Here is a 15,508-nt window from a genome sequence, read left to right on the forward strand (position 1 = left end):
CAGTGCGGAAACGCTACTGTCGTCCGCGGCCGTCGATCGCATGTATGATGGCGTGTGGCACGCTATCATGAAAGCGGGCGTTCGACAGCGGAATGACTTGGTCTTGATTCGGCCCAATGCTGAAAGATCAAAGCCCTGGCCACATGCCTCCGTCAAGCCGCAGGTTTGCACCCGTTATATAGCTGGCTCGCGGACTTACGAGGAAAGCGATGGCATCAGCGATTTCCTCAAGCGTTCCAACCCTTCCCATAGGGACTTGGGCAAACATCGGCAGCACAATTTTTTCGATCTCGTTCCATGAAGCGTCTGAGGCAAGGCCTTGCCTGGCAGCGACCTTGCGGAAGCCTTCGTCCAACTTATCGCTATGGATGGTTCCAGGCGATACCGTGTTCGCTGTAATGCCATCCATGGCAACCTCCTTTGCCAACGAGGCCGTCATCGCGATCATCGCTGCCTTGGCGGCACCATAATCGGGCCTTTTCGCAGGAGCCATCATCGCCGCCATGCTGGAGATATTGACGATTCTTCCCCATTTGGCAGCCCGCATGCTTGGCAGCAGCCGAGCGGTCACCCTTACTGCCGCCAGCACGTTTCGGTCGTAACCGAATGCCCATGTCTCCGGGCGAGTGGTAGTCCAGTCTTCCACCTCGCCGGAACCGCCTGCGTTGTTGACCAAGATTTCGACTGGTTTCACGAAAGCCTGCGCATCATCGGTGAGCCCTTGTACGTCATCGTCATTCGTCAGGTCGCCAAAGACCGTATAGGCACGCCCACCCTGGGTGACGATGTCGTGGGCGACTTCTTCGGTACTGGTTTTGTTGCGGCCATGGACGATGACGATAGCACCCTCACGCGCCAAGCCTCTGGCTATTCCTTCGCCGATACCCTTGCTGCTTCCTGTGACAAGCGCAATTTTTCCATCAAGTTTCAAATCCACCTGGCAATTCCCATGTTAGTGCGATGCACCGATAAGGGGACAAGACGATGGACGAGGCAATTACGCACTTTAAAGTGCCTGTCGAACGAGAACCAAGGGAGGTTTGTCTCGGCCCCGATGGATCGGCCACACATGTCGCAAGGGTGCTTCGAACGATAACTGGTCGGTGGAAGCTACCTATCCTGTTCCGGCTCTTTGCCGAGCCGTCGATGCGGGCATCGCAATTCATGCGGGACATTCCCGACATCTCCCAGAAAATGCTGACACAACATCTTCGGGAGTTGGAGAATGACGGACTTGTCACGAGGCGTGACTTCGGCGAGCAGCCGCCTCGTGTCGAGTACGGTCTTTCAAGTGCTGGCCGTGGTCTTATGCCGGTCTTGATGTCGGTGCGGGAGTTCTCTCGGGACTACCCGGAAACGTCCGGCTGACGATCATGAGCGCTCAATGAACGCAAATGACGCACAGGGGACGAGACCGTGCCTAACACGATGTCCGCTTTCAGGGAGGCGCGACGACGCCCTGTATGACCGACAAGACGGCGCTAAGCCGCCACGACAGCGTCTGGCCCTACGCGGGCGATTTTCCAGCGTGGGGGGCGCCTGGCAAGCAAATGCCGCCACACGTGTCAGCGGCCATGAAGCCCATAGACTGCTTCCGCTTCGTTACCAGAAACCAACGCTTGTTGCCGCCATATCCCGGGCGGATATCCGTGGTGGCGCCGGAAGGCTGCAGCGAAGGCATATGGCGAGCCATAACCAATTAGATCGGCGATCTCCGCCAGGCTCATTTCACTGCTGCGCAAGTAATCGCGAGCCAGGGTCATCCTCCAATCCGTCAGATATTGCATGGGGGCCTGGCCGAGCGCGTCACCGAACGCTCGTGCAAAGGCGGCGCGTGACAGTCCGCTGATCCTTGCAAGTTCGGGTACCGCCCATGCTCGTCTGGGGTCCTCGTGCATCCCTTGCAACGCTGCCTTTAGTCTGGGATCGGCCGAAGCGCGGTACCAGCGTGGGGTTGCGGCGCTCTGACGGAAAAAGGTTCGGATGGCGAGAACCAGAAGGATGTCCAAGAGCCGGTCCAGAACGGTGTTCTGCCCAGGCTCAGTGGAGGCTAGCTCACGGGAGAGCAGGCCGATCACGTCGCGCAGAGGGTCGCCGATTGCGGGCGACAATGGCATGACCTGCGGCAGCGCATTGAGCAGGCCGCTGCCGATATCTCCCGAAAAGCGATAGGCCCCGCACAGGAACACGGTCGCCTGCGGGTCATCCGACAGCCCGCCAGCTTGAAAACGTGTTCGGAACCCCTCTGGCTCCAGGCAATCGGTTCCGGGTTCATGCCCGATGAAGTGATCAGGCCCACCGCGGACAAGTATCACGTCCCCCGGCGAGAGCCGCATCGGACCGTATGAGGCATCGTCAAGCCACAGCCATCCTTGTCCTTGCGCGACGGCATGCACGGCAAGCTGAATGGCGCCGCCGAGGCGCAAGCCCCACGGAGGCTTAGCAACGGTTCGGGCGAAAACGGCACCGGAGGCGCGTGCTCTCGTCAGATGGTCAACGAGCAAATCCATGTCCAGAGGAATAAACCAGGCAATCGTCTTGGTCAATTATTTGAGCGTTTCAATTAAAAGAATGAGAGATTCGCAAATTGAATCGCTCTCCGGTCAACGTCATTATTCGTCTACAAACACAAACGGAGGCGAGAGATGGCAAACTCACGAAACACGGCACTTGTACTCGGCGGGACCGGACGAACAGGCGCGCGCGTGGCAAAAAAACTCGTGGAACATGGCTTCAATGCACGAACAGCCGCCCGCCATGGCGCCAGCGTAATGTTCGACTGGGACAACCCCGATACGTATTCTGCGGCGCTGGACGGCGTCGACAGAGTTTACCTCGTTTCGCCCACCATGCGGGTCAAGTTCGCCGACCAAGTGGCTGACTTCCTCGATCTTGCCGAACAATCCAGGGTTCGTCACATAACCTACCTCAGCACCTACGGCAGTGATCGAGCACCGGCTGAGGTCGACATACACGCCGTCGAGCTTGATCTTGCGCGCCGCAAGAGTTTCAGTCATTCAATTCTTCGCCCGGCTTGGGTGATGCAGAACTTCAGCGACGAGCATTTGCCTCTCATCGGCGGGCAGATCACGGTGCCTACCGGCAGCGGCAGCGAGGCCTTTGTCGATGCCGAGGACATAGCGTCGGTCGCGGTCGCGACGCTGCTCACCCCTGCCGCTCATGCGGGCGCGACATACGCGCCCACTGGTCCCCAGTCGCTCAGCGTGGCCGACGTCGCCGACATAATCGCCAATGTCGCCGGTTGCCCTGTGGCCCACAATGATATTGATCCGGAAGCCTGGATCGGCGCCGCGGTTGAAGCCGGGTTCGTGCCCGCCGATTATGCGGCCGCGCTCCGCTGGCTAACCACGGCGATCATTACCGGCGATGGTTCACGACCCAACGACGACGTCGAACGCGTCACAGGCAGACCGGCGACGACATTCGAACAGTTCGCGCGGCGAAACGCGACTGCGTGGATGTGAGGCGCGGCGCGGCGTCGGACCCTTCGGGTATCCGGCAGGATGACCGGCTTTGTCGACAGGCCGCAGGCGAACAATCCGAAAGATGCATGGAGAGAACAAAATGTCAGGTAAGAATTATTCATCCTACAAGGCTGCCCAACCCTATTTTGATCTTGTGCGAAGGGCACTGGGAGACCTCGTCGATGGTGAACACTTCTTCGATGTCGTTGCCGACGACATCGTTTACGAAGTCCGCTATGAATTGGGCTGGCCTCGCGTGATCTCCGGGCGCGCCCGCCTGATGCGACAGTTCGAAGGATATGTCGGTAGTATCCAGCTCCGATCCGCCGATAATTTGATCGTCAACAGAGCGGTTGGCGACGGGGTCGTCATCATTGAGTACGAGGTTCATGGAACGATCATCTCTACGGGTGCCGATTATGACAATCGGTTCTGCTCGATTATCGAATTGAAGAACCGGAAGATCGCGCATTGGAGAGACTACATGGACTCACACGCGGCTTGGAGCGCCTTGACAGCCGGCACCGCGTGACTGCGCTTTGATGCCGTCAAGGCGTAGCTTCATCGACGTCTGCTTTCAGGAAGACCCGGACTGCTGCACGTCGTAATAACCGTCATCGTCAGCCTGCCAGACATCGACAATGGCGTTGGCGGTCGGTTGGCCATCCGTCGATCTCACCACCCCGGAGACGTAAAGCAGCTCGCCCTCCATCGATGCCGAGATATCGGCGCCGACCTGCAATTCCGGGGCGTCCTGCACATAAAACGGACCGATCACTGTCGTTTCGGTCGCGCCTTCCCGCATGCGGTGGTTGATGGCATAGACCAGCATGGAAATCCTGAGCGTATCGGAGAGAAGAATGAATTCCTGGCGCTTGGACGTGCAGATCCGTCCGGTTCCGGTGAGGAAATCGATCGTCTTCCCAGCTCGACCTGCTTGCACCTTAGCCGCAAACTGCTTCCTGATGCGATTACGCGGATCTCACGACGCGGCTCGCATATTCGTTGTGGAGGCGCTGTTGGTTCAGGGCATCCTGTTTGGGCGCGATGCCAAAGGTTCTCGAATATTCTCGGCTGAACTGCGACGCGCTCTCGTACCCGACCTTGTAGGCGGCTTCAGCAACATTGGCAGCCTGCGTGACCATGAGGCGGCGCGCCTCTAGCAGGCGTAGTTGCTTCTGGAACTGGAGCGGAGTCATCGAGGTCAATGCCTTGAAGTGCCGGTGAAACGACGACGGGCTCATCCGCGCAACATCAGCCAACTGATCGACGCGCAAAGTTTCCGCGAAGTTGGTGTGCAACAGGGATACGGCCCTTACCACACGTTCGATGTTTGATTCCGGACAGGCAAGCTTGCAGATCTCGCCGCCATGTGGGCTGCTCAACAGCCAATAGCAAATCTCGCGCACGATCGAAGGCGCCAGGATCGGAATCGCCTTCGGAGTTGCCAACAGTCGAACCAAGCGGAGAATGCAATCGGCTAGTGGTTGATCCACTTTGGCGATAAAAGCGCAAGGACCGGTCGCGTCGGACTGCGCTGGCGGCGTATCCAACTGTTCGAGAACCTCCCGCACGGTTGCGACGTCGAAATCGACCATGACGCCGACATAGGGCGTTGCGGCACTGGCCTCGACGATCCTTCCGGTCGCCGGGACGCCGACGCTGACGACCAAGCACTCCATGCTGCGGTAGTTGAGATGTTCGTCGCCGAACTGCAGTTCCTTCGCCCCTTCCAGCACGACGCATAGCGATGGCCGATAGATGTTTCGCATGGGCATCATCGATTGAAACGAGCGGACGATATTGAAGCCTTCAATGGCCGTCGGGAACAGGCCTTGTCCGCCCCCCTGGTCTTCGATGTAGGCGATGACGGCAGACAGCAATGGAGAATTCAAGCAAGGCTCCGGTTGTTTCAGGGGCCACGGCAACACGTGGCTCTTCGCCGGCATCATCGCCTCTCTTGCAGGAATAGGCAAATTTCTTGAAGGTTCGGGCATTCTGGTCATTGGACACTCCATCTAGCTTAAGGGTGCAACCAAGCGAGGAGTGACCCCAAGATGACAGAAATCGTCGCCCGGTCAATAGACCCGTTAGAGACACGAGCGCCGCCCGCTGCGTCCAGCCGGGAGTACGCAAGAGGCCTGCGAATGGCCGCCATATGCATCGTGCTTCTCCTGATCAACGCGTTCTCGCAGATCGATCGGATCCTTCCCTTCATCCTTGCGGAGAAAATCAAAGCAGACCTGTCGCTGACCGACACTGAGATGGGCCTACTTACGGGCCTTGCCTTTGCGGTTTGCTACGCACTCCTCTCGTTGCCGCTCGCCCGCGCAGCAGATCGGGGATCACCCCGGTTCGTACTGGTGTCCTGCGTCCTGGTCTGGAGTGTCATGACGACACTCGGCGGTTTTGCCGCCAGTTTCATGTTCCTGGCCCTCACACGCTTCGGCGTTGCGTTCGGAGAGGCTGGCGCAGTGCCTGCGGGTCATGCTCTCATCGTCCGCAAAATTGGCCCGGAGCGACGCGGTCTTGCAATCGGCCTGTTCGCCATGGGCATCCCACTCGGAACGATGGTGGGTTTTGCGGCAGGCGGCGCGATTTCAGATGTATTTGGCTGGCGCGTCGTTCTGATCGGTGCTGGAGCCATCGGCATCTTGATCGGATTGTTGACCATTCTTGTTGCCGGTTCCACTCCCCCTCCTCCAACAACAGCCGCTCGCGACGAACCCTTTTTGCGAACCAGCCTTGACCTGTTATCGTCTCCGGCCTTCCGCTGGTTGTTCACGGGCGCCGTTTTCCTTGGATTCGCAGCAGCCCCATTCTATGCCTTCGCCATACCGTTTCTGATCCGTACCTACGGTTTTACCGCGACAGAGGTCGGCGTTTCGTTCGGCATGTTGCAAGGGTTGATGGGGATCATCGGTACATTGGGCGGTGGACGCTGGTTTGACTACGCTGTTCGCTCAGGCACCGGCAAAGTGCTCGGCCCGCCGGCAATTCTATTCCTGATCGCCAGCGTAACGACGATTGCGGCGCTGTTCGCACCGACCGGCTGGATGTCCATTACGCTCTTCGTGCCCGGAATGCTGTCATTTTCGTTCATGTTGCCGTGGGGCTTCGGAGCCGCGCATCTGATCGCCGGTCCTGGACGTCAGGCACAGGCGACCAGCCTCGTCATGATCGGAAGCGGCCTCCTCGGGCCAGCACTGGGCCCTCTGATTGTTGGCATTGTCAGCGATGCTGCCAGCGCAGCCGATATTTCAAATGGCCTCGGCCTTGGCTTGTTGATCGTGCCTTTGTCGACCGTGCTAGCGGGCATCACTCTCCTCATCGCAAACCAAAGGGTTGGCGCCTTCCTTCGCCAACCCTGACCGCAATCCGCCATTGCCGGCTCAAACATTCGAAACTTCTTAGGAGATATTCCAATGTCCAACACAGACAATTCCCGGCGCACGTTCCTCGCCCTTGCGGCGGCCGTGCCGTCCGCTATCGCCATGAGCGGTATTGCATCGGCTCAATCGTCCGATACCGGCGCTATCGCCCAACCAAGTGACAAGCGTGGCGCGATCGTCACCGGCTCTTCCCGCGGCATTGGTGCAGCCACCGCCCGGCGTCTGGCGCGGGACGGTTTCGCCGTGACTGTGAACTACCTTACCAATCGCGAGTTGGCCGAGCAGGTCGTTCGCGATATCGAGACCGCTGGCGGCCGTGCCATCGTTCGCCAGGCAGATGTGGCGGATCCAGCTGCGGTCAAGGCTCTTTTCGACGCCAATGACGAAGCCTTCGGTGGCGTCGATATCGTCGTCAACAACGCCGGCATCATGAACGTCGGTCCTTTCAGTCAGATGACCGACGAGGCCTTTGACCGGATGATGGCCACCAATATCAAAGGCAGCTTTAACGTGCTGCGCGAGGCGTCACGACGCGTCCGCGATGGTGGCCGGATCATCAGCCTGAGTTCAAGTATTATCAAAATGAGCCCTCCCGGCACGGCAGCCTACGCTGCAACCAAGGCGGCGCAGGAGATCTACTCAAACGTTCTTGCCAAGGAATTGGGCGGTCGCAACATTTCGGTCAATGCGATATCGCCAGGCGCCGTCGATACTCAACTCTTGCGTCAGCACGGGGAAGAGGCGCTTCGCGGCATACCGGAAGCAACCCCGCTTCGTCGGCTGGGCCAGCCCGAAGATATCGCAAACGTCATAGGCCTTCTCTGCTCGCAGGACGGGGCGTGGATCGATGGTCAAAACGTCTTCGCGAATGGCGGTATCGCCTGATGGATGCCCGCTATGGCGTGCATGCGCCGCAGCGGGTTCGCAACCATACTCTTACAGGACACCCCGTCATGAAATACAACACACTAGGAAATACCGGCCTTTTCGTCTCGAAGCTCTTCGGCACGATGACCTTCGTCGCCGTAAAGCCGCCGCTCCGCAAACGTCTCGACGCCATCGAATAAGCTCGGACCGGAACCGCCCCGTTCCGGATCCGCGAAAGGTCGCTTCCCCCCGTGGCGACCTTCTGTCCGCCGAAGACGTGCCCCGCACAACGCGTCTTCGGCGGGCGATCTTGCCCTAACAGAAACAGAAGGATTTGATGATGTCACAACCGTGGACACTTGACGATATGCCGTCTCAGAAGGGCCGGACGATCCTGATTACCGGCACCGGTGGATTGGGCTTCGAAGACGCGCTAGCCCTGGTCCGAGCCGGTGGCGACGTGATCATCGCAGGACGCAATCCGACGAAGGGCGCTGAAGCTGTCCGGCGCATCAAGGAAAGATCGCCCCAGGCATCGGTCGCACTGGAGATTGTCGACCTCGGCGACCTCGCCTCGATCGAAGCGCTTGCGAAAAGACTGAAAGAAACGCGCAATCATATCGACGTTCTCATCAACAACGCCGGCGTGATGACGCCACCAACGCGCCAGACGACCAAGGACGGTTTCGAACTGCAGTTCGGCACCAACTATCTCGGCCACTTTGCCCTGACGGGTCACCTCCTGCCGCTGCTAATGCGGGCACAAGACCCGCGCGTTGTGACGCTTTCCAGCATTGCTGTTCGAAGCGCAAACGTCGCCATCAACTTCGACGATCTGCAAGCGGAACGGGGCTACAAGCCCATGCCTGTCTACAGTCAGTCGAAGCTGGCATGTCTGATGTTTGCTTTCGAGCTGCAACGGCGGAGCGAAGAAGCGGGCTGGGGTCTTACCAGTATCGCGGCGCACCCGGGGATATCGCGTACGGATCTGCTTCACAACGGCCCCGGTCGCCGCAGCGCTCAGGGCCTTCTCAGGTCTTTCCTGTGGTTTCTGTTCCAGCCCGTTGCACAAGGCGCGCTGCCGACCTTGTTTGCGGCTACGTCTCCAAAAGCCCGAGGTGGTGGCTATTATGGCCCCGATAAACTCGGCGAGACCCGTGGACACCCGAGCGAAGCGCAGATCCCGCGACAGGCGATGGAAAAGCATGTGGCACATAAGCTTTGGGAGATTTCGGAAAGGCTTACGGGGATATCGTTCGATGCACAGGTTCCTCCTCGCGAGCTCTCCGGTGTGGACGCGACAACGATCAGACGGGAGGGGTGAGATATGGACCCCCTTGGAAACCTTGTCGACTGGATTGCGGTCTACGGCATATTCGGCCTGTTTGCGATCGGGCTGGCGGAACGTTTCCTGCCTGCCCTACCCTCCTATGGTGTTCTCGTTGCCATAGGCATTGCGGCCGAAGACGCCGTCTGGTCTCTCCACACCGCTGTCATCGCGACGACGGTCGGGAGTTCTATGGGCGCCTTCGGTCTCTATCTTCTCGTACGTGCCATTGGAAGAAAAAGATCCGTAACGCTTCTCTACTCGGTCGGCAGATGGGTGGGTCTATCGCAGCCGCGTATCGACTGGACATTGTCCTCGCTGCGTGCCCGGGAAGGAGCGCTCACGATCCTGTCGCAACTCATTCCCACCGTGCGCTTGATCTCGCCCATAACGGCTGGGCTTTTAGGCACGAATACGCTGCGGTTTGTATCTGGCGTAGCAGTCGGCATCGTTCTGTGGAACGGCTTGTTCATCGCCGCCGGCTACCTGGCTGTGCTGGCCATTCCCGGCATCAATTCGTCCACGCTCGCCCTGAAAATACTGGTCCTGCTTGTTATCGCGGAAGTACTCACAGCCTTGGTGTGGCGGCTTCAGCGACGATATTCGGTGCGCCTGAACCCCGGAGCCAGCAAGCGATGACGAACAGGACTGCCGATGCGCTTTTGTTTTTTCGGGCGTGGCTTTCCGCGCCCCTCCGGGTCGCCTCCGTTACACCGTCGGGGCGTGCGCTGTCTTCTCTCATGACAGCCGAAATATCTGCGGAGACGGGCACAGTCATTGAACTAGGCCCGGGGACAGGCGTTTTTACGGAAGCATTGCTGCATCGAGGTGTCGCTGAAGAAAACCTCGTGCTGATCGAATATGGCGCGGACTTCGCGACGCAGCTTAGCCTTCGTTTTCCGACTGCAAGAATCATCGAGATGGATGCTGCCAAATTGAGAAAGTTGCCGCTGCAAGCGTCGGCACCTGCAGGCGCTGTCGTGAGTGGCCTTCCTCTTCTGTCAATGCCGTTGCGCAAGGTGCATGCTATCCTGGGGGGCGCATTTTCGCATCTTCGCCATGGTGGAGCATTCTACCAATTCACTTACGGTCCGCGATGCCCGATTGCCAGACCCTTGCTCGACCGTCTGGACTTGAAGGCGACGTATATCGGCTGGACCCTTGCCAATATTCCACCGGCAGCCGTCTATCGCATCAGTCGACGAGGAACGCGCAGAGCTTTCGATCGAACGCATCATGATCTGTTGTTTGATAGTCGGAGGAATTCATCATAGTCGGCATCAGCTAAGCTGCGCGGCCATTTCTGTTCTGGATGAGGCCGTGTCGGGGCGACTGCAAACGTGGTCAATACGCCCTACAACGCCACCGGCAGACGGATCCGGCATCTGCCAATTCACGTCGAAGAAGCTGCTGTAGCAACCATGCCGGAACGACAAGGCATGCGGACCTAGAAAGGGCGATCAATGCCATTCTTGTGTAAAATCACGCAACCGGCCAGCAACACGATCCTACAGCTTTTTGAAATGCGGGAGTACCTCTGCCCTCAGAGCCATGATGTTGATTGGCTGCAGCACTGCCTCCTCCAGTGACGACATCCGTACCGGATCGGCAACGGCGTAGGCCGGATCGGCGATCATGTCGACGAAGGATGCCCGTTTCGGATAGCGCACCAGCGCCACCGCGTCCCAGGATTGACCGGGTTCGGCGCAGAGTGCAGTTGCGCCGTCGCCGGCGAAAATGATTTCCGCGCCATACCGGGCGACGATCGGACCGGCCATGGCGAGATAGTCGAGATAACGCTGGCGTCCCCCATCTGCCTTGAACCGAAGGAGATTGAGCATCACGATGGGCTGGTCATCATCTTCGACAAGAAAGCGGTCGATATCAGCGGCGGTGACTTTAATCATCGAATTTCTCCAGCGATGGGGGCATCGGCCTCGTTAAGTCTTCCAGCAAATTATGCTATCGCATTTGCACGTTCCATAATTCAAACCCTAGGATACTTTATCTAAAGTCCAAGAATGGATCCCTTCCTTGATATTGTCCGATTGCTGCGGCCGCGCGCCGCCCTTCTGGGTCGCGGCATGGACGCCGCCGGCGACTGGGGTCTGAGCTTTCCACCGCTGGGAGACCTGTTGTTTTTCTGGATAGAAGACGGCACTTGCCAGTTGATACGACCTGGTTGCGATCCGATGTGGCTGGAAACGGGCGACTTCGTGCTGCTGCGGACGACGCTTTCTTTTACGCTGACCTCAAATGAGGAAGTAGAGCCGTTGGATAGCGTCGCGGCGGTGGCCGCCAAACAGGAGGGCAGGTTGAAGCTGGGCTCCGGTCAGGAAAGGCCGATTTCGCTTCACATGGGCAAATTTCTGTTCTCGACAGCCAACGAGGATCTCCTGACGGGGCTTCTCCCGCCCATCGTTCAGATCCCCTCTCGTTCACCCAAACTCCACCGGCTTCACAACCTGCTCACGATGATGGAATGCGAAGGCCGCGATCCTGGACCGGCCAGCGAGTTCATCATCGTCCGTCTCGTTGAGCTGGCGCTGGTCGAAATTCTCAGGATGCCTGCATCGGGTCTTTCGGAACAATCTGTCGAGCCCGCCAACGGTGGCCTGCTTGCAGGCCTTCGAGACCCTGTCGCGGCCAAAGCAATTCGTGCCATGCACGAGAATGTCGGGCAAGAATGGACGGTCGAGTCTCTGGCGAGGCTTTGCGGTGTCTCGCGATCCGCCTTCGCCACACGCTTTCGTGACATCGTCGGGATCGCTCCGATCTCGTACTTGTTGCGGTGGCGCATGGCGCTTGCCAAGGAGGCGCTCAAGTCTGGAACGGCAGGGGTGGAGGAGATCGCCTTTTCAATTGGCTACAAGTCGGCGAGTGCGTTCAGCACTTCCTTCACACGCGCTGTCGGCCGCTCGCCGAGCCGGTTCACGGAAAGCTCGTCCCGCTCCACATAAGGGAGGAGCCTTGAAGCCCGCTACCGCCGTGATCGGCCTCCCAAAGGATCAGGCCTTGCCCTGCATGCCGTGATCGATGTTGCCGGTGATATTGTCCCAGCCGGAAAGCGCGATTTCAGCCACAGCATGCAATTCGTCGCGATCCGCTCCATCGCGGGCGCGGATCGCCATCCCGCTTTGGACAGTCTGCACGAACCTCGCCAGTTTGGTCGTGTCTGCCGTGGCCTTAAGGTCACCGTCGCTCTTCGCTCTGTCGAAGCGCGCCTTGAGGAGATCAAAACCGCCAGCACGGGTGGCTCGCATGAGTTCCCCCAGTTCGGCATGTCCTTCGCTGCCCACGATGGCGAGCGTCGCCATGCACCCGTGCGGCAGATCGCAATCTCCACCCGTCATAGCGATGGCGGAATCTTGAAGAAATGCTAGCGCTGCGTCTCTCGCGGTCGAAGCAGCCCTGAAGCGGGTCCAGACCAACCCCTCGTAGGTCGTATAGTAATATCGGAGGGCCTCCGCATAGAGTGCGTCCTTTGAGCCGAAGGCTGCATAGAGGCTCTTTGTGCCGATCCCCATCGCTTCCGTCAGATCGGCGATCGAGGCAGCCTCATAACCCTTGATCCAGAACAGTCTTGTCGCGGCGGCAAGCGCAGCCTGGCGGTCGAATTCCCGCGGCCGGCCGCGTGAGCGGTGGGTCGGCTCTGCATGCTCTGGAGAGGTCAAAACGTCATTTTGCATCGACCACTGCATAAATCAGTTGACGGCAATTTGCAATGGCCTTACCCATTTATGCATCGATCACTGCATAAAGGTAACAATGATGGAATTGCTTGGAAAACGTGCCTTGGTAAACGGCGGCTCCCGGGGAATAGGGGCCGCGATTGCCATTGCGCTGGCCGAGAATGGCGCCGATGTCGCATTCACCTATCAGCGTTCCGCAGACAGGGCCGCATCGGTAGTTCAGACTATCGAGGAAAAAGGCCGGCGCGGGCTTGCCATTCAGGCCGACAGCGCCGACCCCGAAGCCATCCGTCACGCCGTCAGCCAGACGGTCGACACACTTGGAGGGCTTGATATTCTAATCAACAGCGCAGGCATCGGAACCGCCGGCATGACCGCGGATCTGGCGCTCGCCGACCTGCAGGCGATGCTTGATGTGAACGTTCGCGCACCCGTCCTGTTCGCGCAGGCGGCGATCCCGTATCTCTCATCGGGGGGCCGGATCATCTCCATCGGCTCCTCGCTGGCGGAGCGTGTGCCTTTCACGGGTGTGACGGCTTATGCCATGTCGAAGTCGGCGCTTCTGTCGTTCACGCGGGGCCTTTCGCGCGAACTCGGCCCTCAGGGCATCACGGTCAATCTTGTTCTCCCCGGTTCAACGGACACGGACATGAACCCGGCCAATGGCGAGAATGCTGATTATCAGCGCAGCCTCACATCGCTTGGTCGGTTTGGCGAGCCCCGTGAAGTCGCCGGCGCGGTCGCGTTTCTGGCGGGTCCGGCTGCAAGTCTGATTACCGGTGCGGTTCTCAGTGTAGACGCCGGCTTCAACGCCTGATTTTCTCTTCGCGTTGTCAGGACGTCGTGCTTTACGGCGTCCGGCAGGCGATTTTCAATGGCGGCCGTAAGATGCGTTGAGAGCGGTTGAATCTGTCAACGAGGCTGTGCAAATGAGCGGAATGCACGTCAACGCAAATTGACAAAGCCTTAGGGCGACTAAACACCCCCCTCCCCGACGGCTTTCCTTCGTCAGATCACAAAATCAAATCGTCCGAACTTTCCATCACCGGTTTGCCTGATGTCGAGGAGGAGTGCCTTGTCAAACAGCCTGTCTCCGGCATTTCTGGGCTCTCCGGGAATATAGAGTTGGGTGGTGAGGACGCGCCCACCAGGGCGCTGCACCTTGAAATGAAAATGACGCGTTCGGCCGGTGTAAAGCGCGGGCATGATGGTATTGAACCACCAGCGTCCTTGCGCGTCGGCGAACTGGTGTCCGCGCAGGCGGAAGCCGGCGCTATCGTAGTCACCATTTTCGTCCGCATGCCAAATCTCGACGAGGCTTCCGGGCAGAGGCCGGCAGCGACTGTCGAAGACGAACCCTGCGACGGTGATCCGCTCGCCACCGGGCGCGTGGGGATAGAGATCGCGTTCGAGCGGGGAGTTAGGCCTGAAGAAGGGGCCGGCTTCCCGTTCGAGCGTCGGGTCGCCCCCATCATCACATGACGGGGTCAGAGGCAGCTCGGGAGCGGCTTGCGCAAACGCCCTCACCCGTACGGCATCAATGAGAGGCAGTGTTAGAAATGCCGTCAGAAGAGAGCGTCTGGTGGAGGGCAAGGTCATATCTCCCTGTGTCCGTGGAGTTGAAGGTGGGCGGCTGTATGTTTTACCGCAGGCGTTGCGCAGCATTCGCCTGCGCCTCCCGGATCAGGCCGGAATACATATTCTCTTTACCGGGATACCACGGCATCGTGCCGATGGAGCCGAAGCCGGGAATGGTCTCCATATGTGCGACCATGCGGGCCCGCATGCGTTCGTCTGGAAGCGGGCCTGTCATCGCCTGGACATTGTCACTCATGTGGTCGGGGTTGGAAGTGCCGCAGAGCACGCTCGTGACGGCCGGATGCGCCATGACCCATTTCAGGAAGAACTGCGCCCAGCTGTTGGCCCCGAACTCCTGTGCGAAGTCGGGAAGCGGATGTCCCTCGACCACCTTCATCAGCCGTGCTTTTTCAAGCGGTAAATTGATCAGGACGCCGACGCCCTTGCCGGCGGCGGCTGGGAGAAGGCGGCGCTCGGCGTCGCGGTTGAAGATCGAGTAGTTCGTCTGGATGAAGTCGACATCGTCGCGTTGGACGATCGCCAGCAACTGGTCCTGTGCCGCCGACTCGTGATGGGTCACGCCGACGTGGCGTATGAGACCTTCCTTCTTCCATGCCTTCATCAGCGGAATGACGACCGGCGCATTGGTGATGCTGTGGCATTGCAGGAGATTGATCGTGTCACGCCATGTCCGCATGCGCGATTGCCGAAAGCTTTCAACGGCGTGGCTTTCGTCGCCGAGGTATTCTCCTGTCGACCAGACCTTGTTGGCGAGGAACATCTCGTCGGAGCCTTCGAACTCGCCCATGAACTGGCCGACGCTTACCTCGGCCGAGCCGTAGAGAGGCGATGTATCGACCACGCGACCGCCTGCAGCGACGTACCGCTCGAAGACCTGCCGGAGTGCGTCGCGGCGATCGCCGGGCTTCAGATCGAAGGTCAGGAAGGTGCCGAGACCCAAGGCTGTGACGCGTTCGTCGGTGCGCGGCAAGCTGCGGGTCAGCACCTCCGGATTTGATCCAGAAACTGAGAACGTCGCATTCGTTCCCTGGGTCTGCGCCGCAGCGTGAGTGGCGAGAGCCAACCCTGTTGCCGCCGCACCCATCGCGCCGAGGAAGCCGCGCCTGTTGATATTCGACTGGTCCATACGTGTCTCCTGTTTCTGTG

17 protein-coding genes and 1 pseudogene are annotated in these 15,508 nt (G+C 59.2%); 10 read left to right on the forward strand and 8 right to left on the reverse strand.

Annotated elements, in window-relative coordinates:
- Window positions 1-127: 127 nt before the first annotated feature.
- Window positions 128-937 (reverse strand): SDR family oxidoreductase, encoded by an 810-nt coding sequence (locus FHT28_RS20910; RefSeq protein WP_168597227.1) that lies wholly within the window; start codon window positions 935-937, stop codon window positions 128-130.
- A gap of 47 nt (window positions 938-984) precedes the next feature.
- On the opposite strand from FHT28_RS20910, the gene FHT28_RS20915 reads away from it, so the two are divergent.
- Window positions 985-1,368: a helix-turn-helix domain-containing protein gene (locus tag FHT28_RS20915; protein ID WP_047563089.1), complete on the forward strand. Its 384-nt coding sequence runs from the start codon at window positions 985-987 to the stop codon at window positions 1,366-1,368.
- Between the two features lie 197 nt (window positions 1,369-1,565).
- On the opposite strand, the gene FHT28_RS20920 is transcribed toward FHT28_RS20915, so the two are convergent.
- Window positions 1,566-2,546 (reverse strand): AraC family transcriptional regulator, encoded by a 981-nt coding sequence (locus tag FHT28_RS20920; protein WP_210255814.1) that lies wholly within the window; start codon window positions 2,544-2,546, stop codon window positions 1,566-1,568.
- Window positions 2,547-2,645: 99 nt separating this feature from the next.
- On the opposite strand from FHT28_RS20920, the gene FHT28_RS20925 reads away from it, so the two are divergent.
- Both FHT28_RS20925 and FHT28_RS20930 read left to right on the forward strand, forming a co-directional pair.
- Entirely contained in the window at window positions 2,646-3,485 is an 840-nt protein-coding gene (locus FHT28_RS20925) for an NAD(P)H-binding protein (RefSeq protein ID WP_168597228.1), read from the forward strand.
- 100 nt (window positions 3,486-3,585) lie between these two features.
- Window positions 3,586-4,017, forward strand: a complete 432-nt coding sequence (locus tag FHT28_RS20930; protein WP_168597229.1) for a nuclear transport factor 2 family protein — start codon at window positions 3,586-3,588, stop codon at window positions 4,015-4,017.
- 60 nt (window positions 4,018-4,077) lie between these two features.
- On the opposite strand, the pseudogene FHT28_RS20935 reads toward FHT28_RS20930, so the two are convergent.
- Window positions 4,078-4,401: pseudogene (locus FHT28_RS20935) on the reverse strand (dioxygenase); the annotation flags it as partial.
- 55 nt (window positions 4,402-4,456) lie between these two features.
- On the reverse strand, window positions 4,457-5,380 hold the full coding sequence (locus FHT28_RS20940; RefSeq protein ID WP_168597230.1) for an AraC family transcriptional regulator: 924 nt from the start codon (window positions 5,378-5,380) through the stop codon (window positions 4,457-4,459).
- Between the two features lie 252 nt (window positions 5,381-5,632).
- Here FHT28_RS20940 and FHT28_RS20945 point away from each other — a divergent pair, with 252 nt between their 5' ends.
- From FHT28_RS20945 to FHT28_RS20970, 5 genes are all read left to right on the forward strand, one after another.
- On the forward strand, window positions 5,633-6,856 hold the full coding sequence (locus tag FHT28_RS20945) for an MFS transporter (RefSeq protein ID WP_246704910.1): 1,224 nt from the start codon (window positions 5,633-5,635) through the stop codon (window positions 6,854-6,856).
- Between the two features lie 54 nt (window positions 6,857-6,910).
- Window positions 6,911-7,762, forward strand: a complete 852-nt coding sequence (locus FHT28_RS20950) for an SDR family oxidoreductase (protein WP_113134293.1) — start codon at window positions 6,911-6,913, stop codon at window positions 7,760-7,762.
- Between the two features lie 322 nt (window positions 7,763-8,084).
- A complete protein-coding gene (locus tag FHT28_RS20960) occupies window positions 8,085-9,068 on the forward strand; it encodes an oxidoreductase (RefSeq protein ID WP_168597281.1) in 984 nt (327 codons plus the stop codon).
- A 3-nt stretch (window positions 9,069-9,071) separates the two neighbouring features.
- Window positions 9,072-9,710 (forward strand): VTT domain-containing protein, encoded by a 639-nt coding sequence (locus FHT28_RS20965; protein WP_168597232.1) that lies wholly within the window; start codon window positions 9,072-9,074, stop codon window positions 9,708-9,710.
- Window positions 9,707-10,345: an rRNA adenine N-6-methyltransferase family protein gene (locus FHT28_RS20970; RefSeq protein ID WP_052212743.1), complete on the forward strand. Its 639-nt coding sequence runs from the start codon at window positions 9,707-9,709 to the stop codon at window positions 10,343-10,345. Before FHT28_RS20965 ends, FHT28_RS20970 begins: the two co-directional genes overlap by 4 nt.
- 234 nt (window positions 10,346-10,579) lie before the next feature.
- Here the strand turns inward: FHT28_RS20970 and FHT28_RS20975 are convergent, their stop codons facing one another.
- On the reverse strand, window positions 10,580-10,978 hold the full coding sequence (locus tag FHT28_RS20975) for a DUF1330 domain-containing protein (RefSeq protein WP_168597233.1): 399 nt from the start codon (window positions 10,976-10,978) through the stop codon (window positions 10,580-10,582).
- Window positions 10,979-11,092: 114 nt separating this feature from the next.
- Between FHT28_RS20975 and FHT28_RS20980 the strand changes: the two genes are divergently transcribed.
- The gene (locus FHT28_RS20980; protein WP_168597234.1) at window positions 11,093-12,031 is read left to right on the forward strand and encodes an AraC family transcriptional regulator; all 939 of its coding nucleotides are present in this window, start codon (window positions 11,093-11,095) and stop codon (window positions 12,029-12,031) included.
- A 48-nt stretch (window positions 12,032-12,079) separates the two neighbouring features.
- Here FHT28_RS20980 and FHT28_RS20985 read toward each other — a convergent pair whose 3' ends face one another.
- Window positions 12,080-12,760: a TetR/AcrR family transcriptional regulator gene (locus FHT28_RS20985; RefSeq protein WP_246704912.1), complete on the reverse strand. Its 681-nt coding sequence runs from the start codon at window positions 12,758-12,760 to the stop codon at window positions 12,080-12,082.
- Between the two features lie 79 nt (window positions 12,761-12,839).
- Between FHT28_RS20985 and FHT28_RS20990 the strand changes: the two genes are divergently transcribed.
- On the forward strand, window positions 12,840-13,580 hold the full coding sequence (locus FHT28_RS20990) for an SDR family oxidoreductase (protein ID WP_168597236.1): 741 nt from the start codon (window positions 12,840-12,842) through the stop codon (window positions 13,578-13,580).
- 191 nt (window positions 13,581-13,771) lie between these two features.
- Here FHT28_RS20990 and FHT28_RS20995 read toward each other — a convergent pair whose 3' ends face one another.
- Both FHT28_RS20995 and FHT28_RS21000 read right to left on the reverse strand, forming a co-directional pair.
- Window positions 13,772-14,356 carry an intradiol ring-cleavage dioxygenase gene (locus FHT28_RS20995; protein ID WP_113134314.1) on the reverse strand — a complete coding sequence of 195 codons (585 nt, stop codon included), beginning with the start codon at window positions 14,354-14,356 and terminating at the stop codon, window positions 13,772-13,774.
- A 49-nt stretch (window positions 14,357-14,405) separates the two neighbouring features.
- Complete coding sequence (locus FHT28_RS21000; protein WP_168597237.1) at window positions 14,406-15,488, reverse strand: aldo/keto reductase; 1,083 nt, start codon at window positions 15,486-15,488, stop codon at window positions 14,406-14,408.
- Between the last annotated feature and the right edge of the window lie 20 nt (window positions 15,489-15,508).

The sequence above is a fragment of the Rhizobium sp. SG570 genome (genome assembly GCF_012275345.1).
Lineage (GTDB): Bacteria > Pseudomonadota > Alphaproteobacteria > Rhizobiales > Rhizobiaceae > Rhizobium > Rhizobium lusitanum.